This is a genomic window from Nonomuraea sp. NPDC049750, from assembly GCF_040659625.1.
Lineage (GTDB): Bacteria > Actinomycetota > Actinomycetes > Streptosporangiales > Streptosporangiaceae > Nonomuraea.
Genome location: NZ_JBFANB010000017.1, coordinates 94,240 through 118,658, shown reverse-complemented (window position 1 = coordinate 118,658; position 24,419 = coordinate 94,240). Strand labels below are relative to the sequence as shown.

Annotated in this window: 26 protein-coding genes and 1 pseudogene; 20 read left to right on the top strand and 7 right to left on the bottom strand. The window is 69.2% G+C overall.

Features of this window, described 5'->3' with window-relative positions:
• Positions 1 to 14: 14 nt before the first annotated feature.
• From AB0J16_RS36175 to AB0J16_RS36165, 3 genes and pseudogenes are all read right to left on the bottom strand, one after another.
• Complete coding sequence (locus AB0J16_RS36175; RefSeq protein ID WP_358548088.1) at positions 15 to 917, bottom strand: alpha/beta hydrolase; 903 nt, start codon at positions 915 to 917, stop codon at positions 15 to 17.
• Positions 914 to 1,612, bottom strand: a complete 699-nt coding sequence (locus tag AB0J16_RS36170) for a TetR/AcrR family transcriptional regulator (protein WP_358548085.1) — start codon at positions 1,610 to 1,612, stop codon at positions 914 to 916. The genes AB0J16_RS36175 and AB0J16_RS36170 overlap by 4 nt, the downstream gene beginning before the upstream one ends.
• A gap of 58 nt (positions 1,613 to 1,670) precedes the next feature.
• Positions 1,671 to 2,258 (bottom strand): annotated as a pseudogene (locus tag AB0J16_RS36165) (WYL domain-containing protein); the annotation flags it as partial.
• A 62-nt stretch (positions 2,259 to 2,320) separates the two neighbouring features.
• Here AB0J16_RS36165 and AB0J16_RS36160 point away from each other — a divergent pair.
• The 3 genes from AB0J16_RS36160 (at position 2,321) to AB0J16_RS36150 (ending at position 4,512) form a co-directional block, all read left to right on the top strand.
• Positions 2,321 to 2,509, top strand: a complete 189-nt coding sequence (locus AB0J16_RS36160) for a hypothetical protein (RefSeq protein ID WP_358548082.1) — start codon at positions 2,321 to 2,323, stop codon at positions 2,507 to 2,509.
• A 61-nt stretch (positions 2,510 to 2,570) separates the two neighbouring features.
• Entirely contained in the window at positions 2,571 to 3,704 is a 1,134-nt protein-coding gene (locus AB0J16_RS36155) for a winged helix DNA-binding domain-containing protein (protein ID WP_358548080.1), read from the top strand.
• 166 nt (positions 3,705 to 3,870) lie between these two features.
• On the top strand, positions 3,871 to 4,512 hold the full coding sequence (locus AB0J16_RS36150) for a recombinase family protein (RefSeq protein ID WP_358548415.1): 642 nt from the start codon (positions 3,871 to 3,873) through the stop codon (positions 4,510 to 4,512).
• A gap of 254 nt (positions 4,513 to 4,766) precedes the next feature.
• Here AB0J16_RS36150 and AB0J16_RS36145 read toward each other — a convergent pair whose 3' ends face one another.
• A complete protein-coding gene (locus tag AB0J16_RS36145; protein ID WP_358548077.1) occupies positions 4,767 to 5,417 on the bottom strand; it encodes a TetR/AcrR family transcriptional regulator in 651 nt (216 codons plus the stop codon).
• A 414-nt stretch (positions 5,418 to 5,831) separates the two neighbouring features.
• Between AB0J16_RS36145 and AB0J16_RS36140 the strand changes: the two genes are divergently transcribed.
• Positions 5,832 to 7,283: a serine hydrolase domain-containing protein gene (locus tag AB0J16_RS36140; protein ID WP_358548074.1), complete on the top strand. Its 1,452-nt coding sequence runs from the start codon at positions 5,832 to 5,834 to the stop codon at positions 7,281 to 7,283.
• A gap of 90 nt (positions 7,284 to 7,373) precedes the next feature.
• On the opposite strand, the gene AB0J16_RS36135 is transcribed toward AB0J16_RS36140, so the two are convergent.
• On the bottom strand, positions 7,374 to 7,790 hold the full coding sequence (locus AB0J16_RS36135; protein WP_358548072.1) for a hypothetical protein: 417 nt from the start codon (positions 7,788 to 7,790) through the stop codon (positions 7,374 to 7,376).
• Between the two features lie 69 nt (positions 7,791 to 7,859).
• On the opposite strand from AB0J16_RS36135, the gene AB0J16_RS36130 reads away from it, so the two are divergent.
• The 4 genes from AB0J16_RS36130 (at position 7,860) to AB0J16_RS36115 (ending at position 11,702) form a co-directional block, all read left to right on the top strand.
• Complete coding sequence (locus tag AB0J16_RS36130) at positions 7,860 to 8,249, top strand: hypothetical protein (protein WP_358548069.1); 390 nt, start codon at positions 7,860 to 7,862, stop codon at positions 8,247 to 8,249.
• A 623-nt stretch (positions 8,250 to 8,872) separates the two neighbouring features.
• Positions 8,873 to 9,403 carry a GrpB family protein gene (locus AB0J16_RS36125; protein ID WP_358548066.1) on the top strand — a complete coding sequence of 177 codons (531 nt, stop codon included), beginning with the start codon at positions 8,873 to 8,875 and terminating at the stop codon, positions 9,401 to 9,403.
• Between the two features lie 587 nt (positions 9,404 to 9,990).
• Positions 9,991 to 10,818 (top strand): helix-turn-helix domain-containing protein, encoded by an 828-nt coding sequence (locus AB0J16_RS36120; protein ID WP_358548063.1) that lies wholly within the window; start codon positions 9,991 to 9,993, stop codon positions 10,816 to 10,818.
• A gap of 449 nt (positions 10,819 to 11,267) precedes the next feature.
• Positions 11,268 to 11,702, top strand: a complete 435-nt coding sequence (locus AB0J16_RS36115; RefSeq protein ID WP_358548060.1) for an ester cyclase — start codon at positions 11,268 to 11,270, stop codon at positions 11,700 to 11,702.
• 57 nt (positions 11,703 to 11,759) lie between these two features.
• On the opposite strand, the gene AB0J16_RS36110 is transcribed toward AB0J16_RS36115, so the two are convergent.
• The gene (locus AB0J16_RS36110) at positions 11,760 to 12,023 is read right to left on the bottom strand and encodes a hypothetical protein (protein WP_358548057.1); all 264 of its coding nucleotides are present in this window, start codon (positions 12,021 to 12,023) and stop codon (positions 11,760 to 11,762) included.
• A gap of 222 nt (positions 12,024 to 12,245) precedes the next feature.
• On the opposite strand from AB0J16_RS36110, the gene AB0J16_RS36105 reads away from it, so the two are divergent.
• From AB0J16_RS36105 to AB0J16_RS36075, 7 genes are all read left to right on the top strand, one after another.
• Entirely contained in the window at positions 12,246 to 12,479 is a 234-nt protein-coding gene (locus tag AB0J16_RS36105; RefSeq protein WP_357955340.1) for a winged helix-turn-helix domain-containing protein, read from the top strand.
• A 5-nt stretch (positions 12,480 to 12,484) separates the two neighbouring features.
• Positions 12,485 to 12,955 carry a Clp protease N-terminal domain-containing protein gene (locus AB0J16_RS36100; RefSeq protein ID WP_358548412.1) on the top strand — a complete coding sequence of 157 codons (471 nt, stop codon included), beginning with the start codon at positions 12,485 to 12,487 and terminating at the stop codon, positions 12,953 to 12,955.
• Between the two features lie 238 nt (positions 12,956 to 13,193).
• The gene (locus AB0J16_RS36095; protein ID WP_358548054.1) at positions 13,194 to 14,096 is read left to right on the top strand and encodes an ABC transporter ATP-binding protein; all 903 of its coding nucleotides are present in this window, start codon (positions 13,194 to 13,196) and stop codon (positions 14,094 to 14,096) included.
• Complete coding sequence (locus AB0J16_RS36090) at positions 14,093 to 14,938, top strand: ABC transporter permease (RefSeq protein ID WP_358548051.1); 846 nt, start codon at positions 14,093 to 14,095, stop codon at positions 14,936 to 14,938. The genes AB0J16_RS36095 and AB0J16_RS36090 overlap by 4 nt, the downstream gene beginning before the upstream one ends.
• Before the next feature lie 218 nt (positions 14,939 to 15,156).
• Complete coding sequence (locus AB0J16_RS36085) at positions 15,157 to 15,912, top strand: SDR family oxidoreductase (protein WP_358548048.1); 756 nt, start codon at positions 15,157 to 15,159, stop codon at positions 15,910 to 15,912.
• A gap of 74 nt (positions 15,913 to 15,986) precedes the next feature.
• Positions 15,987 to 16,856 (top strand): ABC transporter substrate-binding protein, encoded by an 870-nt coding sequence (locus tag AB0J16_RS36080; protein WP_358548045.1) that lies wholly within the window; start codon positions 15,987 to 15,989, stop codon positions 16,854 to 16,856.
• A 117-nt stretch (positions 16,857 to 16,973) separates the two neighbouring features.
• Positions 16,974 to 18,371 (top strand): hypothetical protein, encoded by a 1,398-nt coding sequence (locus AB0J16_RS36075; RefSeq protein WP_358548042.1) that lies wholly within the window; start codon positions 16,974 to 16,976, stop codon positions 18,369 to 18,371.
• An 18-nt stretch (positions 18,372 to 18,389) separates the two neighbouring features.
• On the opposite strand, the gene AB0J16_RS36070 is transcribed toward AB0J16_RS36075, so the two are convergent.
• Positions 18,390 to 19,349: a YafY family protein gene (locus AB0J16_RS36070; protein ID WP_358548039.1), complete on the bottom strand. Its 960-nt coding sequence runs from the start codon at positions 19,347 to 19,349 to the stop codon at positions 18,390 to 18,392.
• Between the two features lie 62 nt (positions 19,350 to 19,411).
• Between AB0J16_RS36070 and AB0J16_RS36065 the strand changes: the two genes are divergently transcribed.
• The 5 genes from AB0J16_RS36065 to AB0J16_RS36045 all read left to right on the top strand — a co-directional run bounded on the left by AB0J16_RS36065 (position 19,412) and on the right by AB0J16_RS36045 (position 24,413).
• Complete coding sequence (locus AB0J16_RS36065) at positions 19,412 to 20,527, top strand: epoxide hydrolase family protein (RefSeq protein WP_358548036.1); 1,116 nt, start codon at positions 19,412 to 19,414, stop codon at positions 20,525 to 20,527.
• Positions 20,528 to 20,660: 133 nt separating this feature from the next.
• On the top strand, positions 20,661 to 21,065 hold the full coding sequence (locus AB0J16_RS36060; RefSeq protein ID WP_358548033.1) for a GntR family transcriptional regulator: 405 nt from the start codon (positions 20,661 to 20,663) through the stop codon (positions 21,063 to 21,065).
• Positions 21,062 to 21,952 carry an ABC transporter ATP-binding protein gene (locus tag AB0J16_RS36055; RefSeq protein WP_358548030.1) on the top strand — a complete coding sequence of 297 codons (891 nt, stop codon included), beginning with the start codon at positions 21,062 to 21,064 and terminating at the stop codon, positions 21,950 to 21,952. Before AB0J16_RS36060 ends, AB0J16_RS36055 begins: the two co-directional genes overlap by 4 nt.
• Entirely contained in the window at positions 21,949 to 22,998 is a 1,050-nt protein-coding gene (locus tag AB0J16_RS36050; RefSeq protein ID WP_358548028.1) for an ABC transporter permease, read from the top strand. Before AB0J16_RS36055 ends, AB0J16_RS36050 begins: the two co-directional genes overlap by 4 nt.
• On the top strand, positions 22,995 to 24,413 hold the full coding sequence (locus AB0J16_RS36045) for a S41 family peptidase (protein WP_358548025.1): 1,419 nt from the start codon (positions 22,995 to 22,997) through the stop codon (positions 24,411 to 24,413). The genes AB0J16_RS36050 and AB0J16_RS36045 overlap by 4 nt, the downstream gene beginning before the upstream one ends.
• Positions 24,414 to 24,419: the final 6 nt, after the last annotated feature.

Below are 24,419 nucleotides of genomic sequence, written 5' to 3'. Positions count from 1 at the left end.
TGAGGTGGGTGCGATCAGTGGTTCCGCGCGCTCAGGCGCGTCGCGAGGGTGGTGATGAAGGTGGCGATCTCGTCGGGGTTCTCTTCGGCCATGAAGTGCCCGGACGTGGTCGGCTGGTAGGTCAGGTCCGGCGCCCAGGCCCGCCACAGCGATGCGGCGTCGAAGCCGAGCTGGGAGCCCCAGTCTTGTGAGATGACGCCAACCGGCATCGCGAGCTGCGCGCCACGTTCACGGTTGGCTCGATCCATCTCCAGATCGATGCTCGCGGTGGCCCGGTAGTCGGCCACGATGGAGTCGATCGCGGCGACCGAGCTGTCGATGTAGTAGGCGCGCTCCTCATGGGTGAAAGTCGTGCCGCTGGGGTCCCATGCGTCCAGGAAGGAGCCGAAGAACTCCGGAGCGACTGCGCGGATCATCTTCTCGGGAAGCCCGATGGGCTGAGCCATCAGGTACAGATGCCAGGCGACCTTGGCGTCGACTCCCTGCAGAACGGCCCACGTGTCGAGGGTGGGCAGGACGTCGAGGATCCCCAGGTAGTCCACGACGGCGGGGTGGTCCAAGCCTGCGCGGACGGCGACCAGTGCACCGCGGTCGTGCCCGACGAGCCCGAAGTGGTCCACGCCGAGAGTGGACGCGACCGTCACGATGTCCTGAGCCATCGTGCGCTTGGAGTACGTGGCGGGGTCACTCCCGTCCGGCTTGTCGCTGTCGCCGTATCCGCGCAGGTCAGGGACGATGACCGTGTGGTCGTCGGCGAGCCTCGCCGCGACGTGGCGCCACATGTAGTGGGTCTGCGGGAACCCATGCAGGAGGACCACGGCCGGCCCGCTCCCGCCGACGGCGACGTTGAGGTTGACGCCGTTGGCGCCGGGGATGGCCTGGTAGTCGAAGCCGTTGATCGTCAGTCGGCTGGTCATGCGTTCTCCTTCGCGGCAGGCGCGGCGGTCTCATGGGCGGTGGGGGCCGGGTGGCCGGAGAAGATCCCGGCGGGCAGGGGGGCCCGCCCGGACGATGCCTTCAGGGCTGGGATGACGATGGTGTCGACGAGTGCGGACAGGTACTCCTCGTCGACTGCGAGGTCGTTGACCCGTCGCAGCAGGAGGGCGGCACCGACCACCTCCTCGAATGCGAAAGGGTCCGCGCCGTCGGGCAGCTCGCCGCGTGCGATCGCGGCGTCGATGACCTGTCGCGGCAACCGAGCTCCTGTCGGGCCGACGGCGTTCTCGATGGCCTCGCACAGGTCCGGGTCCTCCAGACCCGCCTGCAAGAGCAGCATCGCGGTCTGACTGTCCGCAGCGCGCATGGTCTGGTCCAGGCGCCGACACAGGCTCAACACGTCCCCGCGCAGGCTGCCCGTGGCGATCGGCTCGCCGGCCCCGCGCTGTGCGGGCCCAGCCTTGACCGCAGCGATCACCATCTCCCGTTTGGACCCCCACCGTCGATACAGGCTCGCCTTGGATGTCTGGCACCGTCGGGCGACCTCCTCGAAGGACACCCCCTCGTAACCGGACTCCGCCAGCACCTCCAGTACGACACCAGTGATCCGCTGATCCAGAGCTGCATCACGGGGACGGCCGCGCGCCGCCCCCTCAACGTTATTTCGATACGTCACGCCCCGTATCGTAATGGACGGGGCTGAACTCCATCAAATCAACGTCTCCGGTCACCTCGGCCGGCGCGTGCACGGTGACCCGCGCCCGGTAACGCCAGGCGGCGGCGGACACCCGGCGTGATACGTATGCGGCGACGTCGTCGTCGGGCAGGTCGCGCGGGGTGAAGCGGGGGCCGGTCGGGGTGCGAGGTCGGATCCGGTCGACGCGGAAGGTACGCCGGTCGTCCCGTTCGACGTCCCAGGCCAGCAGGTACCAGCGGCGTCCCCAGATGACGAGCCGGTACGGCTCGACAGTGCGCACGGTGGCCGCACCGGCATGGTCGTGGTAGTCGAACCGGAGCCGTTCCCGATCGCGGCAGACCGCACTCAACGTGGTCAGGAGCGACGCATCGACGCTGGGGACGGCGACCGCCTCCTCGTCGTCGAGCAGCAACGGCGGCAGCACGGCACCGGCGCCGAGCCGGTAGCCGCTGGCGGAACTGCGGGTGGCCGGCACCGGGTAGCCGAGGGTGCGCAGGCGCTCCACGTCGGCGCGCACGGTTCGCCCGCTCACGCCGAGGCGTTCGGCGAGTTCGGTTCCGGTCCAGTCGCGTGGGGTTTGCAGGAGGGAGAGCAGCCGCAGGAGGCGGGCCGAGGTTTCCAACATTCCTCAAGGATCCCCGACAATTAGGAGCGATTTCTTCCTAATAGTCCGGCACGATCGGCGCCATGACCGAGAGTGACACGGCCGAGATCCGTGATTTCCGTATCGACATCCCGCAAGCCGACCGGGCCGAGCGCCTGGCCCGGGCCCGCTGGACCGACGAGCTGCCCGACGCCGGCAGCCACTTCGCCGCACACGACGTGCCCAACCTGCTGATCGACGACATCCACGGCTTCTTCCGCCGGCTGCGCTGAACCATGCCGATCGGGGTGCGCGCCGCGCGCACCTCCTGTTAGACCTTTCGGGAGCACCGCCATGCAGACCCTGACCCGCCGCGCCCTCAACCGCGCCACCCTCGATCGGCAGCTGCTCCTGCGCCGCGCCGACCTCACCCCGCTGCAGGCCATCGAGCACCTGGTGGGCCTGCAGGCGCAGACCCCGCACACCTGGTACATGGGACTGTGGAGCCGGCTCACCGCGTGCCGGCCCGAGGAGATCGCGGCGCTGCTCACCCAGCGCCAGGCCGTGCGGATCGCCCTCATGCGCTCGACGATCCACCTCGTCAGCACGGCCGACGCGCTCGCGCTGCGCCCGCTCGTGCAGCCGTCGCTGGACCGCGACCTGTTCGCCAACCACACCCACGGCCGGGCGATGCGCGACCTGGACACCGGCCTGGTGGTGGCCGCGGGCCGGGAACTGCTTGACGAGCGGCCCCGCACACCGGGCGAGCTCGGCCGGCTGCTGGCCCAGCGGTGGCCGGACCGCAACCCGGCGAGCCTCGCCTACGCGGTGCGTAACCTCCTGCCGATCGTGCAGACCCCACCCCGCGGGGTGTGGGGCGCCGGCGGCCGGACCGTCCACGCTCCTCTCGAGTCGTGGGCAGACGCGCCGCTGCGCACCGACCACACGATCGACCAGATGGTTCTGCGTTACCTGGCCGCGTTCGGCCCGGCGACCGTACGCGACGTGCAGACCTGGTGCGGCCTGACCCGGCTGGCAGAGGTGCTCGACCGGCTCCGGCCCCGCCTGGCCACGTTCCGCGACGAGAACGGCGCGGAACTGTTCGACCTGCCCGACGCGCCCCGGCCCGATCCGCAGACCAGTGCGCCCGCCCGGTTCCTGTACGACTTCGACAACCTGCTGCTGTCACACCACGACCGCACCAGGGTGATCACGGACGGCCTCCGCCAGCAGAACTTCAAACCGCACGGACCCGTCCCTCGCCTGGTGCTCCTCGACGGCTTCACGGCAGCGACCTGGACGTTCGCCACCGCACACGGCACGGCGACACTGACCGTGCACCCGTTCGCACCGCTGTCCGCGCCCGATCGCGACGCGTTGACCGTCGAGGGCGGCGGCCTGCTGGACTTCCTCGCTGCCAAAGCGTCACACGAGATCCGCTTCACCGCCCCAGGTCACCGAGACCACAGCGATCCCGGCAACGGGTAGCCGGAGGAGTCCTCGCTGCCGCGGAGCTCGCTCCCATTGCCATGGCCCTTGCTCCGCCGCGTCCAGGACACATCGCAAGGAGGTTCGGTGGCTGACCCTAAACCAGAGAGGTGTTTCATAAGCGAAACGCCTATGAAACAGCGGCCAGGCGTCCGGACACGCCAAGATCGGATACGCCCGCGCCTCGACGGTGCGCCAGTCGCTGCAGACCCAGCTCGACTCCCTCGAGGCCGCCGGGGTCACCCGGGTCTTCTCCGAGAAGATCTCCACCCGCGCCACGCGGCGCCCCGAACTCGAGCGGGTCGTCACCCTGGCCCGTGAGATGCGCGCTTCCGGCGTCGCGGTCACCTTGGTCGTCCACGAGCACAAGCGGCTCGGCCGCGGCCTGGCGCTGGCCGAGCTCGCCGAACAGCTGCGCGCCTGCGACGTCGGCCTGGAGTTCCTCACCGGCGAGCTGCAAGGCAGCCACGATCCGTCCGGCGTGGTGTTCACCGTGCTCGCGGCCCTACCGGGGATGGAACGCGAATACATCCGCGACCGCACCCTGGAAGGCCACGAGTCCGCCCGCAAGAACGGCAAGGCCATCGGCGGCGCCACCGTCACCGATGAGGCCATGCTTTCCATGGCACTGCATCTGCGCGACCAAGACCTCAGCCTCCGCGAGATCGCCTCCCGCCTGGTCATCACCCAGGGCGCCAAGAGGGGCCGGCACCCCTCCCCGGCCACCGTCATGCGCATGCTCCGCGACCACGACACCAGCATCACCGAGCTGGGCGCCGGAGCCGACGATGCGAAGCAACGGCCGTAGTCCCTGACAGGCCCTGCCGCAAGAAGGTGTCGCCGTTGGAGTGGATGCGCACAGCGGCGGCGGTTGTGTCCGGGGCGGGGATGAAGGAGGCGTTGAACCGGTCGGTGGCGGTGTGAGTGTTCGGTGCGGGCGCGGTGGATGTGGGCGGGGTCCGGGGTCAGAGAGATTGGAACGGAATCCGGCGTTGACGGGGTTCCCGCTGATCAGCGAGCCGACGTTTCCTTGCTTCCAGCCCGTCGCCCTCCAGCCGAGTCTCAACGGGCGGGGGTGCGGCCGAGCCTGGTCTCCAAGCCATCCAGGATGCGCTCGACGCCGTAGACGAAGGACTCCGCGCGGATCTGCTCCGGATCCTTGGTCTGCTCCGCGGCGCGCCCGTCGCGCAGGAGCGGGTAGTCCCGCAGGACCTGTTCGGTGGTCGGTCGCAGGCTCTCAAGCCAGTCTTGCTCGTTCTGGCCGCTGCGGGCGAGCACCGACAGGTAGGCGGCCTCGCTGGTGGTCATCCCGATGACGTAGGCGATGAGCAGATTCATGGCCTGATCGGCCTCGTCAACGGCAAAGCCCGCCGCTTTGAACAGGGCGAGCATGCGCTCCGACTGCCGCATCAGATTGGGCCCGAGGTAGGCGAGCCCGATCTGGCCGAGCACGGAGGCGACCCAGGGATGACGCAGCACCATCGAGCGCAGGCTGTGGGCGGATTCGGTGACGGCCGCCCGCCAGCGTGCGGGGTCGGCGGCGGGCACCCGTACCTCGCCGTAGATCTCGTCCACGACCAGCTCGATCAGCTCGTCCTTGTTGGCCACGTGCCGATAGAGAGATGTGGCTCCGGCGCCGAGCCGGACGCCGAGGCTGCGCATGCTCAGGGCGTCGATGCCCTCGGCGTCCAGCAGTTGGATGGCCTCGGACACGATCCGGTCGCGACTAAGCGACGGCTGCTCCCGCTTGGGACGCGGGCGAGCCCATACCGAGGGGATGGGCTGCTTCTCGGCTGGCATACAGGCCTCCTCGTCGCGGGACGCCCATGGTAGCGTACGGCGTTCGCAGCATGCGTACAGCGATCCCCTTCTGTGAGCATCGAAGGCTCGCCCCAAGTGCGTCGTGCGCCGAGAACGCGCACGTGCGCTACACGTTCGCTGGTAACCGCCAAGCTGCACGGCCGCACGGCTGGATCGCCGCACCGCTGCGCTGCTACACAGCCGCGCCGCCGCCGGGTGGTGCCTCACGTCTGCTGACCGTCTCGGCCGTAGCAGCGTGCGCGGTTGCGTACATCGATCCACTATGCGTACAGTGTGCGCATCGGGGAACAGCGTACAGGAGGAAGCATGGCGACGAACGTGCAGTGGACCGAGCAGGGTGGCTGGACGGCCAGCGGCGACTGGGGAAGTGCCGGCTCGCAGGGGCAGACCTTTGACCTGGCCCGCTGGCAGGCGCGCTTCGACGAGCTGCGCCGGCGGCACCACGTGCCGGGCGCGTCACTGGCGGTGCTGGTCAACGGGCGGGTGCACGAGCTGGCGAGCGGCGTGCTGCACCGGGGCACCGGCGTGGAGGTGACGACTGACTCGGTGTTCCTGTCCGGCTCGATCGCCAAGGTCTACACGGCCACTCTGGTAATGCGGCTGATCGACGAGGGCCGGCTGACGCTGGACACCCGGGTGGCCGACGTCTTGCCCGAGTTCGCTACCCCCGACCCCGTGGCCACCCGGACGATCACCGTCCGCCAGCTCCTGTCGCACACCGGCGGCGTCACCAACGACTTCAATTACGACGGCGGGCGCGGCGACGACTGCCTGGCCCGCTACGTCGAGGCCGCCCGGGACGTGCCGCTGGACTGCCCGCCCGGCACCGCGATCTCCTACGGCGGGCTCGGCTACATCGTGCTGGGCCGCCTCATCGAGGTCCTCACCGGCCGCACCTGGGACCAGGCCCTCAAGGACCTGCTGTTCACCCCGCTCGGCCTGGAGCGCTCGATGACGCTGCCGGAGGAGGCGCTGCGCTTCCCGACCGCGATGAGCCACCTGGGCGAACCCGGCGCCGACCCCGACCCGGCCCCCGCCTGGGACCTCATGCCGCGCTCGGCCGGCCCCGCCGGCCGCGTCATCACCTCCGCCGGCGACATGGCCCGCCTGGCCGCCATGCATCTGGCCGGCGGCGGCCCGGTGCTGTCGGCCGAGGCGGTCGCCGCCATGCAGCGCCGCGAGACCGACGTGCCCGACAAGTGGACCGTCTCCGCCGACGGCTGGGGGCTCGGCTGGACCCTCTACGACTGGAACGGCGTGCCCGGCTACGGTCACGACGGCGCCGCCATCGGCCAGTACGCCTACCTGCGCGTCGTCCCGCACGCCGGCCTCGCCCTGGTCCTGCTGACCAACGGCGGCAGCGCCCGGCTCCTGTACGCCGACCTGTTCCGCGACCTGCTCGCCGAACTCGCCGGCGTCACCATGCCCGCCCCCTTCGGCCCGCCCGCCGAACCCCCTACCGTGGACGTCACCCCGCTGCTCGGCACGTACCGGCGCGCCGGCGTCGTCATCACCATCAGCCAGGACAGCAGAGGCGCCGGTGACGGCCTGCGCATGCGTTACGAGTTCGTGGACGACATGAAGGACATGTCCCCGCCCCTGGACATGGAACTCCTCCCGGTGACCCAGACCGTCTTCGCGGCCACGGGGGCGGGCCCATCCTTCAGCGAGGACTACATGCCCGTCGTCTTCTCCACCCTGGCCGATGGCACGGCCTGCGTGTACGTCGGCATGCGCGCCACCCCCAAGATCGCCTGACGCCGGCGAGGCGGCATACGACCCGGCGGAGGTGATGCGGGCCACCGGACAGCCCGCTCATCCTCGCCGAGCACCCTCCGCGTTGGGCTCTCACCCGCTGCCTGGAGCACTACGCCCGACGTCGGTCTCGCGGGAGCGGCCGTACTCCACCGGGGTGGAGTCCACGCCCCATACGTCGTCGCTCCACACCGAGGTGGTGGTGGCCAGGATCCGGTTGACGCTTCGCATCAGACCGGCGGCCTTGCGCAGCCGCTTGTCGTAGCCGGGTTGCTGGGGCAGGCAGGGGAAGAGGTGGCGCAGGTGGGCACGGGCATGGCGGAGCCATTTGGCCTCGGAGGTGTAGCCGAGTATGGCCTGCATCGTGGCGAGGGTGACCAGTTCGGCATCGCTCAGGCGGGGCGTAATGCCGGCCGGCGGGCGCCACGGCGCCAGGTCGGGATGCTCCTTCAGCGTGTCGTCGATCGTTGCATAGAGTGCTGTCGCGAGGGTGTCCACGTCGTTCGTCACAAACGATCTTGGACACCCTCGTTCTCGTCTCCGCAGGCACCCCTTGGACCACACCACCAGGAGGAACCAGTGTCATACCCGCAACTGCTCACCCCCGAGGAGAAGCTCGCCGACGCGAAGAAGCTGTTGAGCCTTCCGCGTATCGTCGTGATCTGCGGCTCCACCCGCTTCATGGCCGAGATGAACGAGGCCGATCTGCGGGAGACCAAAGCCGGAAAGATTGTCGTCAAACCGGGCTGTGACATGAAGTCGCCGCACGAACTTCGGTCCGATCCTGTCGAGGCTGAGGCGCTAAAGGTTCGACTCGACGATCTGCACCGGGCGAAGATCCGGCTCGCTGATGAGTTGCTCGTAGTCGGCGACTACATCGGAGACAGCACCCGAGCCGAAATCGCCTACGCCCGGTCGCTGGGCAAGCCCGTGCGGTTCACGCACCCCGAAGTCGACCCTGATGCCTGACCGCCCGCTGCCGCCTCGACAACCAGGGCCGGCAGCCCGCCGCCTGACCGTCTCGCGGAGGCTTCGGCCGCCGCCCACCCCACACCCTCCGCAGGCATCCCTTGGAATTGATTATCTAGGTAGCACCGAGCGCCGTGAATTCTTCGCCCAAGCCGACTTTCTGAGCCTCGTTCAGGAGTTCGCCCAGCCGGTGCCACTTGTCGTGACGTGCTGGGACAGGACCGGCAACGCGGGACTCGGTTAGTCATGGGGCCTTTGCTCCGGAAGCTGTCGCCGAAGCGCAGGTGGAAGGCGTAGAAGCTGTGCACCACCGAAAGGTTGTGCGCGGCGCCTAGCCAGCCGCCACCATCGGCTTGCCAGTCTTGGGATTGACCGACCCGGCAGGGTAGCCCGCCTCGCGTCGCCGCTGCCGCTGCGGATTGCGCTCCGATCGCAACCACCCCACCGATGTTGCGGCCTCGGCCTCGGTGGCGTGTTCCCAGCCGACGTCAACCGCCCACAGCAGCCTTCTCTGCACCTTGTCGAGCTGAGCTTGTTGGCGGGTTGGGTGTGGGCCTTCGTGTGCTGGCCTCGGTGGTGGAGGTTCGGGAGGCTTGTAGGTTTCTCGTATGCCTGATCAGCGTGTGGAGATCGTTGAGTACGACCCGCAATGGCCTGCGAGGTTCGCCGACCAGCAAGGCAAGGTGTCGGCGGTGCTTGCTCAGTGGCTGGCCGCTCCGGTCGAGCACGTTGGCTCGACCTCGGTTCCGGGGCTTGGGGCCAAGCCGGTCATCGACATGCTGGCGCCGGTCCGCTCGCTGGCAGAGGCGCAGGATGCGGTGTGCGTGCTCGAGGCGGACGGCTGGTTGTTCTGGCCGGACGATCCCTGCCGTCACTATCGGCTGTGGTTCCTGCGCCCCAGGCCGGAAGCCAGAACTCACCATCTGCATCTGATCGAGCATGATCACCCAAATGCTCGCGCGTTGCTCGGCTTCCGAGACGCCCTGCGAGCCGACCAAGAACTGCGACAGGAATACGAACTGTTGAAGCTGGACCTCGCCGACCAGCACCACGACAACCGCAACGCCTACTCCAACGCCAAGAGCGCGTTCATCGAACGAGCACTGCGCGAAATAGGCATCGAGCCGCCGGCGCGGACCAGGCTGCGGGAATAGAACGCCGAGTCGACTCGCTCCGGGCGGACCTGCGCAGATCACGCCCGGCATCCCGAGGTCGACTGGAGCGACCCGGGCCAGGCTGCGGTCTGATCCCGTTTCTGCCGCAGGAAGGCGAGAGTGAGGTCGATGCTTCTCCGAGCCAGCCCTCGTGCTGAGTTCGGCTAACCGCGCGCTGGTCGAAATGTTCCTCGAACCCGAGGTACGCGCCTCGGTCGCCTTCGCCGTCGTTGGATGCTGTCGGCGGTTTCGAGGAACGGTGTCGCGGGCGCTTCCGCTGGGCCAGGCTCATCGGCGTACGTCCAAACCTGCGGACGTGGGCTCCTTACGCAGACGGATGGTCGATATGAGCTGTGGTGAGCACGGACCAAGTCTGGCCCAGCCAGCAACCAGACCGCGGCAACCGAGTCCGGGCGATACCCCGACGCTGTCCGGCAGAATCGACTGGGATTATCGACCGGAGTTGTCGGATCTGGGCCGCGTTGTTCGTAGCTAGGGTGAGCGGTCGCCCACAAGGGCGCTGTCACGACCAGCTGTCACGACCAGCTGTCACGACCAGCTGTCACGACCAAGGGAGATGCCGAGCGATGCTGCAGCACCCACGGGCCAAGGTCCACCGCATGTTCGAGCTCGTCGAGCCGATCGCCACCGTCACCTTCTCCGAGGTGGTGAACGAGGCGTTCCTGGCCCTCGGTATGCGCAACTACTGGGACGGGTATTTCGCGGGCCGGGCCGCGCCGCTGGGGCCGGCACCGGCCGCGGTGGTGCACGCGGTCTTCTACAACTTCGCCGATGGCGAGGTGGCGCGCCACATCCCATGGGTGTGGGGGAAGGTCAGCCCGGAGGAGGCGATCGCCGTGCGCGAGCGGGGTAGCGCCGCCGCGCTGCGGCAGATGATCGGGGAGCTCGCCGACTCCCCTGGTCTGGTGCGGGTCGCCGACCTCGCCACCCGGGCAGCGGTCAGCGCGCCGGCCGAGGGTCGAGCGCTGTACGCCGGGCTCCAGGCGCTCGACGTGCCCGAGGAGCCAGTGGCCAGGCTATGGCACGCGGCGACGCTGTTGCGGGAGCATCGCGGGGACGGCCACAACGCCGCCCTTCTCGCCCACGGCATCGGCGGCACCGAGGCCCACGTCCTCATGGCTCTTTCCCTCGGGATGAGGGCGGAGGAGTTCGGCCGGATCCACCACCTGCCCAAGGCACAGCTGGCCGCCGTCGTCGATAGGCTGCGTGGCCGCGGCCTCGTGGACGCCGCCGGCGGGTTCACCGACGCCGGCCGGGAGACCAGGGAGCGGATCGATGCCCTCACCGACGAGCTGGCAGCGCCGGCGTACGACGTGCTCAGTGCGGACGAGCTCGACGAGCTGGTCACGGAGCTCGAGCCGATCGCCGCCGCGGTATGGGCCGTCGACAAGTGAGCGGGCATCATGCGGCAGCGACGGCCACACCCCCCAGCACGGCCACCGAGGTGAGCAGGTCGTTGCGCGGGATCATCCGCTGGCCGCCATGAACGCCGAGGCGTAGCGACGACCGCTGTTCCTGGCGTCCTACCCTGTCAGCATCTGGGTGACGATGACGTAGAGCGCCCAGACCGACAGCCCGGCCATGATGATCTCGCGCCAGCCGAGGGCGGGCCTGGCCTGGATGGCGTACGACATGGTGATGCTGGGCGCCGCCGGCGCGGGGCGGTGTCGCGAGCCGCCCCGTCGGCGGTGAAGGGTGGCGCCAGGATCGGGGAAGCGGATCATCACAGCCGGCCGGCATCGGCGTCACACTCCGAGGGGCTATCTCGTCGGTAGGTATCGAGGCGCCGGTTTCATCGCCAGGCGTCCATGACCGCATGATCTCGATCCAAGGAGAAGGCGACGTGTCCACAGCTCAGGAAGCACGCAACAAGGAGACGTACCACCGCTTCCACGAGGCCATCAACAGCGGCGATCTGGAGGTCATCTCAAAGGCGATCGACGAGCTCATTCACCCGGACGGGCGCTTCCACACGGCGGAGCGGACCGCCGTGAACGCGGTGCAGGCGCAAAAGCGCATCTGGGAGGTCCTCCTGCGCGCGTATCCCGACATCCGTATAACGCTCGAGGACCTGATCGCCGAGGAAGACAAGATCGTCGCTCGGCAGACGGTCACCGGGACCAATTCCGGTGAATACCGGAGCATGCCCCCGACCGGCAAATCCGTCACCTACCACGAGATCTTCATCATCCGCTTCGCCGACGGCCAGATCACCGACATCTGGGGAGTCGTCGACCTCTACTCACAGCTGCGGCAACTCGGCCTCATCCCGGCATAGCGCGCCCACCGCCAGAAGGCCCGGGGACAACCGCCGAGCCGAGAGCCCGGACCGTCCTCAGCTCATGAAGACGACCTGGATGAGTACGGCGACCGCCGCCCCGGCCCCCATGACGGTGCCCACGACCGCGAAGGGGAATTCTTCGGTTCGCCGGTTCCTGACGTACCCGGACAAGCCACTGGCGAACTGGGCGGCGAACGCGCAGGCGGCGGCCCCCAGAACCCCGAGAACGCTCGTACCGCCCAGTTTGTCGGCGAAGACGGTGTAGTACAGGAGCTCGAAGGTGATGACCACGCCGGCCGCGGGCAGCCCCCAGGTCAACCAGAGATTGTCGGGGGCCTGGGGGCGGCGCGGTGCGTTGGCTGGGTACGGAGCTCTGCTGTCGCGTCGGCGATCCCGTTTCCGCGGGCGTCTCTTGCTGCTGTTGCTCCCCACCCCCGGTCAACGAACCCGATGATCGCGAGGTTCCACGAGCTGCCCGCGGCCTGAGACTCTAAGCAACCGATGTTGACTATCTACGGCTAGTCAACTACGGTTGCTTATATGCCGGTCGAAGACGTACCCGTTCCCAAGGATCCCGCCGACTCGCTGGCGGCCGTCGTGGCGCTGCGGCTCTTGGCCGATCGGCTGGAGGACGCCGCCGTGGAGCAGGCCATGCGCGCGGGCTGGAGCTGGCCGGATGTCGCCGAGGCCCTCGGCGTCACCCGCCAGGCGGTGCACAAGAAGCACGTCAAGCGGCTCATCGCCGCCGGAGTCGCGCTGAGGAGACGACAGTGAGTGCGATGGATCACTACATCAACGCGATCATGGAGCGGGGAGCGGCGGAGGCACAAGAGGATGGGTCCTCGGCGATCGAGGCCCACCATCTTCTGCTGGCGATCGCGGCCGACGAAGGCACCGCCGCCCACCGCGTCCTGGCCGCTGCCGGGCTCGGGCGGCAGGCGATCCGGGACGCGCTCGACAGGGAGTTCGAGCACAGCCTGAGTGCGGTCGGCGTGAGCGTCGCCGCCTTCGACCTCCCCAAGCCCGCCGCCGCCCCCGAGCCGCCGAAGCTCGGCGCTTCGGCGCGGCTCGCGATCGAACGCGGCTTCACCGCCGCCACCGGCAAGAAGGACCTGCGGCCGGCGCATCTGCTGCTCGGCGTCCTGGACACCGGGATCGGCACGGTCCCCCGCGCGCTCGCCCTGGCCGGTCTGGACCGGGTGGATCTGATGGCGCGCGCTCGGGAGGCGCTCGCCGGAAACAGCTGGTAGAGCCGGAAACAGCTGGTAGACCGGCCCACCGCTTCGCCAACTGAACGGTTGCGGCCAGGCGTTCCTTGACGCCACCTGATTCTCATTCCCTTTCCCTATGCCCCGGCCTGGGCCGCGGCCGCCCGCGCAGCGAAGCGGGCCGCTCGGCTCAGGCCGTGATCAGGCATGCCCTCGCAACGCCTCACACCGGCATGTGCGGCGAGGCCGAGGCGCTCAATGCACGAAGAAAGGTCATCTCATGACGACGAGCGACAAGGTCGTGCTCGACGTCGGCGGGCTGCGCATGCGCTACGGCTCGGTCGACGTCCTGCACGACGTCACCTTCCACGCCCGCCACGGCGAGGTGCTGGCCCTGCTGGGCCCGAACGGCGCCGGCAAGACCACCACGATCGAGATCCTGGAGGGCTTCCGCACCCGCTCACAGGGCCAGGTCAAGGTGCTCGGCACCGACCCCGCGGACGGCGACGAGCGGTGGCGGGCCCGGCTCGGGGTTGTGCTGCAGTCCTGGCGCGATCACGGCAAATGGCGCGTACGCGAGTTCCTAACCCACCTCGGCACCTACTACGCCCCGTACACCACCCCGCGGATACAGCGGCCCTGGCACCCCGACGAGCTGATCGAGGCGGTCGGCCTGACCGAGCACGCCGGCAAGAAGCTCAGGACGCTGTCCGGCGGACAACGGCGCAGGCTGGACGTGGCGATCGGCCTGGTGGGCCGTCCGGAGCTGCTGTTCCTCGACGAGCCCACCGCCTCGTTCGACCCGCAGGCCAGACGCGAGTTCCACGATCTGGTACGACGCGTCGTCGGCACCGGCGAGACCACAGTCCTGCTCACCACCCACGATCTGGACGAGGCCGAGAAGCTGGCCGACCGCATCCTCGTACTCAACGGCGGGCGGATCATCGCCGACGGCACGGCCGGCGAACTCGCCCAGCGGATCACCGGTGAGGACGAGGTGCGCTGGCTGCGCGGCGGGCAGCGTTTCACGGAGCGGAGCACCGACTCGACCAAGCTCGCCCGCGAGCTGTTCGCCCGATACGGCGACGACATCCACGAGCTCGAAGTCCACCGTGCCTCGCTGGAACAGACCTACCTCTCCCTGGTCCGCCAGGCCGAATCTCCCCAGGAGGCCACCCGATGAGCCCGGCCACGACCGTACTGCGCACCGGCTGGACCCGTGGCCGCATCGAGCTGCGGCAGTCGTTCACCAATGGCGCCGATCTGTTCTCCCACTTCCTCTGGCCCGGACTGATGGTGGCCACCATGTTCTTCATCCGGGACCTGCCCTTCGGATCCAGCGGGCTCCTGCTAGGAGTGCTGGCGCTGCCGAGCATCCTGGGCATGAACGCCGCGACCGGCATGCTCAGCATGAGCCAGCAGCTCACCGCCGACCGCGAGGACGGCACTCTGCTGCGTGCCAAGGCGACCCCGCACGGGATGCCCGCCTATCTCATCGGCAAGGTGATCTCGGTCGCCGGCGGTCTCTTAGCCGATCTGGTCATCTTCCTGGTGCCCGCCATGCTCCTCGTCGAGGGCCTGCGGATCGGCCTCGGTTCCTGGCCCACCCTGGCCTGGACGCTGGTGCTCGGCCTGGTCGCGACCCTGCCGCTCGGCGCGGTCCTGGGCTCGGTGTTCACCAGCGCACGCGCCCAAGGGCTCATCCAGCTACCGTTCCTGGCCGTGATCGGCATCTCCGGCATCTTCTACCCGATCACCGCGCTGCCCGAATGGCTGCAATGGATCGCCCAGACCTTCCCCATCTACTGGATGGGCCTGGGCATGCGGTCAGCCCTGCTGCCGGACTCGGCGGCGGCCATCGAGATCGGCCAATCCTGGCGACACCTGGAGACCGTCGGCGTACTCGGTGCCTGGGCGGTGCTCGGCCTGCTCCTGGCGCCGGTGGTGCTGCGCCGGATGGCACGCGGCGAGTCCGGCTCAACCATGACGGCACGCCGCGAGCGCGCCCTGCAGCGGGTCGGATGACGCCATGACCGGCAACCGACCGAAGCGATAGAACCCCATGTGACCGGGTATGCGGAGCTCATGGGGGAGCACCGCGAAGTCGAGTCGTTAGGCGACCGCGGATAGCTCGCGCGCATCCACCTCTTCGGAGCGATCCCCTTTTGACAGACCCCCGCCATCGACGATGTACGACTCCGGGCGGTCATGCCGACGCCCGCGATTGAGCAGGAGGTGGGCCCGTGACTGGGGTGACCAGCAGGGTGGCATTGGTGACAGGGTCCAGCAGCGGAATCGGCGCGGCCACCGCGCGCCTTCTGGCCGAGCGAGGGATGCGCGTGGTGGTCAACTACCTTCGCAGCGGCGCGGCAGCCGAGGAGATCGTGGCCGGCATCGAGGCCGCGGGCGGCCAGGCCATGGCCGTGCAGGCCGACGTACGCGAGGCGGCGGCGGTCGAGAGCCTGACCGAGCGGGTACGGGCGGCATGGGGCGGCATCGACGTGCTCGTGCACAACGCTCTCACCCCGTACGCGATCAAGCCGTTCCAGGACATGACGTGGGAAGAGCTGGGCGGCAAGCTCGACGACGAGATGCGCGCGGCGTACGTGATCACCAAAGCCGTCCTGCCCTCCATGACCGAACAGGGCTGGGGACGCATCGTCTACATCGGTACCGGCCTCAGCCACCGGCCCCGGAAGAACATGATCGCACTGGGCACGGCCAAGGCCGCGCTGGTGCAGTTCGCCCGCTACCTCGCCCAGGAGCTGGGCCCGCGGGGCATTACGGTCAACGTCGTCGAGCCCGGCCCGGTGGAGGACACCCGCATCGCGGCCAAGGCGCTCGACGAGGAGCAGAAGAGGCAGCAATTGGCCGCCACTCCCCTGGGCCGCCTGGCACAGACAAGCGACGTCGCCCAAGTGGTCGCCTTCTACGCCGGCGAGGACAACGGCTTCATGACCGGCACGACGGCCGCGGTCGACGGCGGGATGTCCATGTAGTGACCCCCTCGGTCCGGCCGGCATCCGGTACACCGTCACGGCACGCGCGGTGACACGATCAAGGAAAGACGTCCATGGACACGATCGATCTCACCTTCGTCGGGCGGGGTCTGCACGAGGAACTGGCCGCCTACATCGCCGACCAGCAGGACTACTATGCCGACGAGGGCGTCCACGTCGCGCTGCGTGACGGCTGCGCCTGGGACAACGAGCGGGTGCGCCACGGCGCCACCATCGGGCTCGGCCGGGCACTGCTGACCCGGCTGGCCGATGGCATCCCCTGGGTCGCACTCAACGTCAACACCCACCGCCCGCTGTTCTGGTTCCTCGCCCGCTCCGGCCTGACCTGTCTGGCCGACCTGGCCGGCCGGCGGCTGGCGATACACGCCCCCCACACCGCACCTGGCTGCTTCGCCCGGATCGTCCTGCGCCAGGCCGGCCTCGACCCGGACCGCGACATCCAGACCATTGTCCGCCCGCCCGGCGACTACGGCATGGACCTGCGCCGGCTGCGTGACGGAACGATCGACGCCGCCTTGGTCGGCACCACCATGGCGCCGGAGGCGGTAGCCGCCGAGAACGGCTGGCAGGTGCTGGCCTGGATCGGCGACCACTTCCAGATCCCCACCGTGGGCGTGGCCGTCGATCCCACCTACGTCCAGCCTGACGACCCCGCGGTCCAGGCGGTCGTACGAGCCCACCGGCGCGCCCTGGAGACGATCCGCACCGAACCCGACATCACGCTGCGGCACATGCGGACGTTCATCGGCCGACACACCGCGGACGAAGTCCGGGCCCACTACGAGACGTTCATCGCACCGTATTTCAACCCTGACGGCCAAGTCGACCTCGACGTCGGCGCCACCGCGATCACCGCGGTCGCCGCCGAACTCGGCATCCCCGCCACCGTCACCGCGGCCGAGTTCTACCGCACCGCACCCTAGGAGCCCGGCGCCGGCTCACCTGGGCGAAGCAGGCGCGACCGCGTGGTGGGAATGGTCGCTGTCCGCCCTATAGTTCATGACCGCCGACCGTGCTCATGATCGACGATTGAGGGCCGAATGATCATCTACACCCACGGCGTCCGCGTCCTGAAGCTCGACGAGTGCCGCGTGCGGCTCCGCGTGTTCCTGGCCGACTACGATCCGTCCCAGTCTCACAGCGATCTTCTTCCTCAGGGGCGGATCTTCTTCTTCGGCGTGTTGTGGCAGGCCGCTGACGGGGAGGCGGGACGACGGCGCGGCCCGCTCAACGGCCGCGTCGCGCTTGAAGACACCCTCGACCTGGACTGGGTCGAAGCGAACGCAGGCCGCTTCATTGAGAGCGTGGAGAGAGTCAGTGCCCGGAACCTCCCTCCTGGCGATGAGCTCGCCAGCCTGTACGAAACCCACTACACGGAACTCGATCGGCGCCTCCACCGGTGGCACGAACGATGGGAACACGAGGACCTGCTCATCCAAGCCGACTACGACGTAGTTGTCACCGACAAGCGCTGGCTGGAGCCGCTCCGCGAGGGGCAGGGAATGGGCACCGGCTTCGCGTCATGGGGCCGGACGGTGGCGGGCGGTCAGTTGGTACGTCTCGGCCTGATCCTCAAGGACCAGGGCGACAGGGAAGGGGCGGCGCACGCGTTCCGGCGCGCGACCACCGTCGACGACCCCGAGGCCAGGGTACGGGCGCTGCTGGCCCTTGACGATCTCGACACCGATCTCGACGCCCTGCGCTTCGACGACCAGATCGCCCACGAGGCGAGGGCCGCCTTGGAGCTCTGCGTCCGGCTCTCCGGGGAGGGCCGGTACGCGGACGCGCGGGCCGCGTACCTGATCGGGCAGAAGTTCGGAACGCCGGAGTTCATGGGCGAGGCCCGAAAGCGCGCGGGAATGGTGTCCCCGGCCGAGCGCGCGCATCGGCTCATGCGTGAGGGCGACCGCCCCGGGGCGCTGAACGAATTAAGGCGGGCGTACGACGGCGGAGACGAGGTGATCGACTTCGCCGTGGCCCTGCTCGACGGCGACTTCGAGACCGCGGACGCGACGTGGGCCGGCGGCGACCTCGACCGCACCCGCATGGCGCTGATCGCCGCCGACCTGGTGTTCGTCCATGCCCGCGAGGGTCACGACGACATGGTGGCCGCCCTGCTGGAATTGCGTGTGACGGCCGAACTCGGGTCGACGATGTGGCGGTACGTGCTCGAAAGCGAGAACGCCTACCCGCAGGAGGTCGCCGCCGCCATCGGTGAGCGCCTGATGCGGATGACGATGGCCATGCATTTGCCCGAGGACGTGCGGTGCATCGCGGAAACGGCCGGTGCCCGGTTCCCGGAGTTGGCGGCAGCTGCTTACGCCGAGCTCGGCGATCACTATGCGACCTTTGGCGGACCCGAGGACGAGGCCGAGGCCCGGGCCTTGGCCGTCTACTGGACGGGCGCGGCCGAGGAGACGAAGTTTCCCGGAGGTTGAGCGGACACGGCAAAGCTGTCAGCCAGTCGCTCGTGCGTACCGGTCGGCGAGACGGCGCAGGTGCGTGCGGAGTTCCGGTGGCCCGGTGACGTCGAAGTCCGCGTCGAGCAGGCCCAGGTAGACGCCGAGGGTCTCGATCGTGTCGGCGCCGGTGTGCAGGACGCAGGTGCGTTCGTCGACGCGTTCCACTGTTCCGACCGCCGGGCTGATCCGATCGGCGATGACCTCGGCCGGCGCGTGCACGGTGACCTGCGCCCGGTAACGCCAGGCGGCGGCGGACACCCGGCGTGATACGTATGCGGCGATGTCGTCGTCGGGCAGGTCGCGCGGGGTGAAGCGGGGGCCGGTCGGGGTGCGGGGCCGGATCCGGTCGACGCGGAAGGTGCGCCAGTCGTCCCGTTCGACGTCCCAGGCCAGCAGGTACCAGCGGCGTCCCCAGTTGACCAGCCGGTACGGCTCGACAGTGCGCTCAGTGGCCGCACCGGCATGGTCGTGGTAGTCGAACCGGAGCCGTTCCCGATCGCGGCAGACCGCGCTCAACGTGGTCAGGATCGACGGGTCGACGCTGGGACCGGGGTCGTCCCGGGGCACCGGCACGGTGTAGGTCTGCAGGGTGTTGACCCGGCGCCGCAGCCGTGACGGCAGCACCTGCTCCAGCTTGGCCAGCGCCCGCAAGGACGCCTCCTCGATCCCCGCGATGGCGCCACTCGTCGCGGTCCGCAGGCCGACCGTGACGGCGACCGCTTCCTCGTCGTCGAGCAGCAGCGGCGGCAGCGCGGCGCCGGCGCCGAGCCGGTAGCCGCCGGTGGCGCCGCGCGTGGCCAGCACTGGATAGCCGAGGCCGCGCAGGCGCTCCACGTCGGTCCGCACGGTCCGCCCGCTCACCCCGAGGCGTTCGGCGAGTTCGGTTCCGGTCCAGTCGCGTGGGGTTTGCAGGAGGGAGAGCAGCCGCAGGAGGCGGGCCGAGGTTTCCAACATTCCTCAAGGATCCCCGACAATTAGGAGCGATGTCTTCCTAATGGCCCGGCAGAGTCGATGACATGAACGAGATCCGCGATTTCCGCATCGACATCCCGCAGGCCGACCTGGACGATCTGACCGAGCGCCTGGCCAGGGTCCGCTGGGCCGACGAGCTGCCCGACGCCGGCAGCGACTACGGCGTCTCACTGCAGTACCTGCGAGGCCTTGTCCAGCGCTGGCGCGACGGCTACGACTGGCGCGCGTGGGAGGCGAAGCTCAACGCGTACCCGCAGTTCACCACCACCATCGACGGGCAGAACGTGCACTTCCTGCACGTCCGCTCACCCGAGCCGGACGCCACGCCATTGCTGCTCACGCACGGCTGGCCGACCACCATCGTGGAGTACCTCGATGTCATCGGCCCGCTAAGCGACCCCCGAGCCCACGGCGGCGACCCGGCCGACGCCTTCCACCTGGTGATCCCCTCGGTGCCCGGTTTCGGCTTCTCCGGCCCCACCACCGAGCGGGGCTGGAACCGGTACCGGATCGCGAAGGCGTGGGCCGAGCTGATGCGCCGGCTCGGCTACGAGCGCTACGGCGCGCACGGCAACGACGGCGGCTCGCTCATCTCCCCCGAAGTGGGCCGGAACGACCCCGAGCACGTCATCGGCGTGCACGTCACCCAGGTCTTCTCCTTCCCCTCCGGCGACCCGGCCGAGCTGGCCGACCTGTCGGAGGAGGACCAGAAGAAGGTCCAGTTCCTGCGGTGGTGGCTGGAGAACGGCGGCGCCTACGACAAGCTGCAGTCCACCGCGCCGCAGACCCTGGCACACGCGCTGGCCGACTCGCCGGTCGGGCAACTGGGCTGGAACGCGCAGTTGCTCGGCCCCAACCTCGACCCGGACTACGTGCTGACCAACACGATGATCTACTGGCTCACCAACACCGCCGCGTCATCGGCACGCCTCTACTACGAGGACTTCCACGCGGTGGACAAGCCGGCCGAACCCACCACCGTGCCGCTCGGGCTGGCCAACTTCGCCTGGGACTTCCAGTCGATCCGCCCCTTCGCCGAACGCGACCACAAGAACATCGTGTCCTGGAACGTCTACGACACCGGCAGCCACTTCGCCGCACACGACGCCCCCGACCTGCTGATCGACGACATCCGCGGCTTCTTCCGCCAACTCCGCTGACCCCGGTCGGACCGGTCCGGGGGATGTCATCGCGAAGTGGTACGACATCGGCCGTTCTCACACCGCGTACCGAGACGGCGATCCTTATGATCCTTTAACATGTAGGAGTCTAAAGTACTAGCAGGCTAGATAAATGGAGAAGCCAGTGATCGAGTTCCATCTGGACGGCAGGTCGGGTGTTTCGCCGTACCTGCAGTTGGTCCAGCAGGTACGGCATGCGCTACGGCTCGGACTGTTGCGCGAGGGCGACCAACTACCGACCGTCAAGGAGGTGGTGGCGCACCTGGCGATCAACGCCAACACCGTCCTGAAGGCCTACCGGGAGCTCGAGCACGAGGGCCTGGTGGCCGCCCGGCCAGGGGTGGGGACGTTCGTGACGGCGACGCTCACCGACACCTCCCTGGCCGCGCACGGCCCGCTGCGGATGGAACTGCGGCGCTGGCTGGCCAAGGCCCGCCGGGCCGGCCTCGACGAGGAAAGCATCGAGGCCCTCTTCATGACCACCTTTCGGACCACCGCTCAGGAGGACATAGCGTGAACGCTGTCCTGCAGGCTCAGGGACTGGGCAAGAGATACGGCAAGCGCTGGGCGCTGCGCGAGTGCACCATCGACATCCCGGCGGGCCACGTCGTCGGACTGGTGGGGCCCAACGGGGCCGGTAAGACCACGCTGCTGAAGCTGGCCGGCGGCCAGCTGGAGCCGACGGCGGGCGGCATCACCGTGCTCGGCGGCCGGCCCGCGGCCACGCCCGCGCAGCTGGCCAGAGTCGGCTTCGTCGCCCAGGACACCCCTGTCTACGCGGCACTGACCGTCGCCGATCACCTGCGGTTAGGGACACGGCTCAACCCTCGCTGGGACGCCACCATGGCGCGGGAGCGTATCGCGCGACTCGGTCTCGATCCCGGCCATCGGGCCGGCAAGCTGTCCGGCGGGCAGCGCGCTCAGCTCGCCCTCACCCTGGGCCTGGCCAAGCGACCTGAACTGCTGATCCTGGACGAGCCGGTCGCCTCGCTCGACCCGCTGGCCCGCCGCGAGTTCCTGCAGAGCCTGATGGAGGCCACGGTCGAGCACAAGTTCAGCGTGCTGCTCTCCTCCCACCTGGTCTCCGACCTGGAACGGGTCTGCGACTTCCTGATCGTGCTCGTCGACTCCCGCGTCCAGGTCGCCGGGGAGGTCGACGAGCTGCTGGCCACCCATCACCGGCTCGTCGGCCCACGCCGCGATCCCGACCGGCTCCCCGCCGACCAGCAAGTCATCTCCGCGCGCCACACCGACCGGCAGAGCACGTTCATCATCCGTACCGACGCCCCGATCCACGACCCCGCCTGGACGGTCAGCCAGCTCAGCCTTGAGGACCTCGTCCTGGCCTACATGGAGAAGCGCACCGCCGAGAACCGGCACGTCGCCCTGGAGGTGCAGCGATGATCTGGCTGACCTGGCGCCAGCTGCGCGGCTCGGCCGCGATGTTGGCCGCGCTGCTCGTCATCCTCGCCACCGCCCTGGCTCTGACCGGCCCGGACCTGGCCTCCGACTACTCCACCGGTATCGCCGCTTGCATTCAGGACGACACCTGCGGCCGCTTCTACGACCGGTTCTTCGGCGCGCACGACATGCCCTTCATGGCCGTCAGCCTCGTCGTGCTGCTCCTGCCCGCTGTCGTCGGGCTCTTCTGGGGAGCACCGTTGATCACCCGCGAGCTGGAGACCGGCACGCACCTGCTGGTGTGGAACCAGACTGTCACTCGCGGCCGCTGGCTGGCGGTCAAGCTCGCGTTGACCGGCCTGGTCGCCATGGCCGCCGCCGGCCTGTGCGGCCTCGCGGTGACCTGGTGGTCCGATCCCCTGGACAAGTCGGCCCCGGGCGACCTGGCTTTGATGGCTCCCCTGGTGTTCGGCGCGCGCGGCATCGCCCCGATGGGGTACGCCGCGTTCGCCTTCGTCCTGGGCGTGACCGTGGGCATGCTGGTGCGCCGCACACTGCCCGCGATGGCCCTGACGCTGGCCGTCTTCGCCGCGATCCAGCTCGCTATGCCGCTGCTGGTTCGGCCCCACCTGATGCCCCCGGTCACGGGGACCTTCGAGCTCAGCGAGACGAACGTGGACGGCATCGGAATAAACCGGGATCAAGGCGGACAAGTGGAGCTTCGCCTGAATGCGGCTATTCCCGGCCACGCGGGCGCCTGGGTCCTGTCCAGCGGTCTCGTCGATCCCTCCGGACGTCCGACTGCCGGCCCAGAGCCCGGAATAGGCATCGTCAAGATCTCGACGACGTCGGGACCCTGCGCACCGTCGTCGTCGACAATGGGCGCCTGCCCGACGGAGATCAACCGGCTCGGCTACCGGCAGCAGGCGACCTACCAGCCCCTCGACCGCTTCTGGCCCTTCCAGTGGATCGAGACCGGGATCTACGCTCTGCTCACCCTCGGCCTCACCTGGCTCTCCTTCTGGTGGATCCGCAGGCGCCTGTCATGACCGCCGTCAAGATCGCGACCGCCGGGCTCGCCCTCCTGCTGGCGGCGGCCTGCACGGCGCCGGCGCCACCGCGCAGCCAGGCGAGCACGGCGGCCAGTACGGTCTGCGCGGCGCCCCAGGGACCCCCCGGGGCGGAGACGGCCACCACGGTCGACATCATCGAGCAGGCCTACTTCTGCATCCTCGGCAATTACTACAGCGGCCCCACCCTCGACGCCCGCGCGCTGCTGGCCGCCGGATTCGTCGCACTGACCCAAGAGCTCAACCGCAACGGCCGCGACCTGCCCGAGGCCACCATGCCCGCGCTGACCGGCGACCGCAAAGCCGACTGGACCGCCTTCGAGACCGCCTACCGCAAGGTCACCGACCGGGTCCCCGACCTCCGCGACAAGCTGGCGATCGTCACCCTCGAGGCCATCGTGGCCGCCCTCGGCGACAACCACGCCCGCTGGACACACGGCGTCAAGCGGCCGCCCGACTACTACGACGGCGACGGCTACGGCCTGGGCCTTTTCGCGAACATCGAAGGCCCGCAGGTGGACGGCAACCCCGGCGTCGCCCTGCCCCCGCTGTTCGTCACCACCGTGCAGGGCGGCGCGGCGCAGGCCGCCGGACTGCGCCCTGGCGACATCATCGAATCGATCAACGGATCGGCGCCCTTCATCGACGGCAAGCCCAGCCCCGCGATCGCCGCCCTCTACCCGCAATACCCCGAAGCGCGCCCGGTCCGGCTGCGGCTCCTGCGCCAGAGCACCGGCCGCCGCTGGAGCATGACGCTCAAGCCCGGCCTCTACCAACGGGACCTGGCCGCCCTGCAAGTGGTGCAGTCCAAACTGCTGGACGACAGCATCGCCTACGTACGGCTGCGCGGGTTCGCCCCCGACTCCGCGGACCGGGTACTCAAAGCGATCTCCAGGCTGCGCACCGGCCGCACCCTCACCGGCGTCGTACTGGACGTGCGCGGCAACGGCGGCGGCAGCCCCACCGAGGCGACCCGGCTGGTGAGCGCGTTCGGCCACGGCAAGGTCACCGCCTACCAGTGCACCGTGGACGGCAAGTGCGAGACCTCGCGGACCGACGACACCGTCGAGCTGGTCAACCTGCCGCTGGTGGTGCTCACCGACCGCGGCTGCGCCTCGGCGTGTGAGCATTTCAGCTCCGCGGTCAAGGACCATCGCCTTGGCCGGCTGGTCGGCACCAGAACCGCCGGAGTCATCTCCGGCCCGGCGCAGTCACACCTGCTCGGCAACAACACCCTGCTGGGCTTCCCCGCCAGGCACCACCTGGGGCCTGATCGCGAGGTGATCGACCGGATCGGCGTACCGCCCGATCACTACGTGCCCCTGAGCCCCGAGGACGCGGCCGCCGGGCGTGACCCCGCCCTGGCCAAGGCCCTGACCTTGCTGCACACCTGAACGGAC

Bases quoted from the DNA above. Each gene is read 5' to 3' on its own strand.
- AB0J16_RS36095 (WP_358548054.1), top strand. From the start codon at position 13,194: ATGACGACGAGCGACAAGGTCGTGCTCGACGTCGGCGGGCTGCGCATG.
- AB0J16_RS36100 (WP_358548412.1), top strand. From the start codon at position 12,485: ATGGATCACTACATCAACGCGATCATGGAGCGGGGAGCGGCGGAGGCA.
- AB0J16_RS36175 (WP_358548088.1), bottom strand. From the start codon at position 917: ATGACCAGCCGACTGACGATCAACGGCTTCGACTACCAGGCCATCCCC.
- AB0J16_RS36050 (WP_358548028.1), top strand. From the start codon at position 21,949: ATGATCTGGCTGACCTGGCGCCAGCTGCGCGGCTCGGCCGCGATGTTG.
- AB0J16_RS36060 (WP_358548033.1), top strand. From the start codon at position 20,661: ATGGAGAAGCCAGTGATCGAGTTCCATCTGGACGGCAGGTCGGGTGTT.
- AB0J16_RS36080 (WP_358548045.1), top strand. From the start codon at position 15,987: ATGGACACGATCGATCTCACCTTCGTCGGGCGGGGTCTGCACGAGGAA.
- AB0J16_RS36070 (WP_358548039.1), bottom strand. From the start codon at position 19,349: ATGTTGGAAACCTCGGCCCGCCTCCTGCGGCTGCTCTCCCTCCTGCAA.
- AB0J16_RS36065 (WP_358548036.1), top strand. From the start codon at position 19,412: ATGAACGAGATCCGCGATTTCCGCATCGACATCCCGCAGGCCGACCTG.
- AB0J16_RS36120 (WP_358548063.1), top strand. From the start codon at position 9,991: ATGCTGCAGCACCCACGGGCCAAGGTCCACCGCATGTTCGAGCTCGTC.
- AB0J16_RS36090 (WP_358548051.1), top strand. From the start codon at position 14,093: ATGAGCCCGGCCACGACCGTACTGCGCACCGGCTGGACCCGTGGCCGC.
- AB0J16_RS36155 (WP_358548080.1), top strand. From the start codon at position 2,571: ATGCAGACCCTGACCCGCCGCGCCCTCAACCGCGCCACCCTCGATCGG.
- AB0J16_RS36105 (WP_357955340.1), top strand. From the start codon at position 12,246: ATGCCGGTCGAAGACGTACCCGTTCCCAAGGATCCCGCCGACTCGCTG.
- AB0J16_RS36045 (WP_358548025.1), top strand. From the start codon at position 22,995: ATGACCGCCGTCAAGATCGCGACCGCCGGGCTCGCCCTCCTGCTGGCG.
- AB0J16_RS36075 (WP_358548042.1), top strand. From the start codon at position 16,974: ATGATCATCTACACCCACGGCGTCCGCGTCCTGAAGCTCGACGAGTGC.
- AB0J16_RS36160 (WP_358548082.1), top strand. From the start codon at position 2,321: ATGACCGAGAGTGACACGGCCGAGATCCGTGATTTCCGTATCGACATC.
- AB0J16_RS36140 (WP_358548074.1), top strand. From the start codon at position 5,832: ATGGCGACGAACGTGCAGTGGACCGAGCAGGGTGGCTGGACGGCCAGC.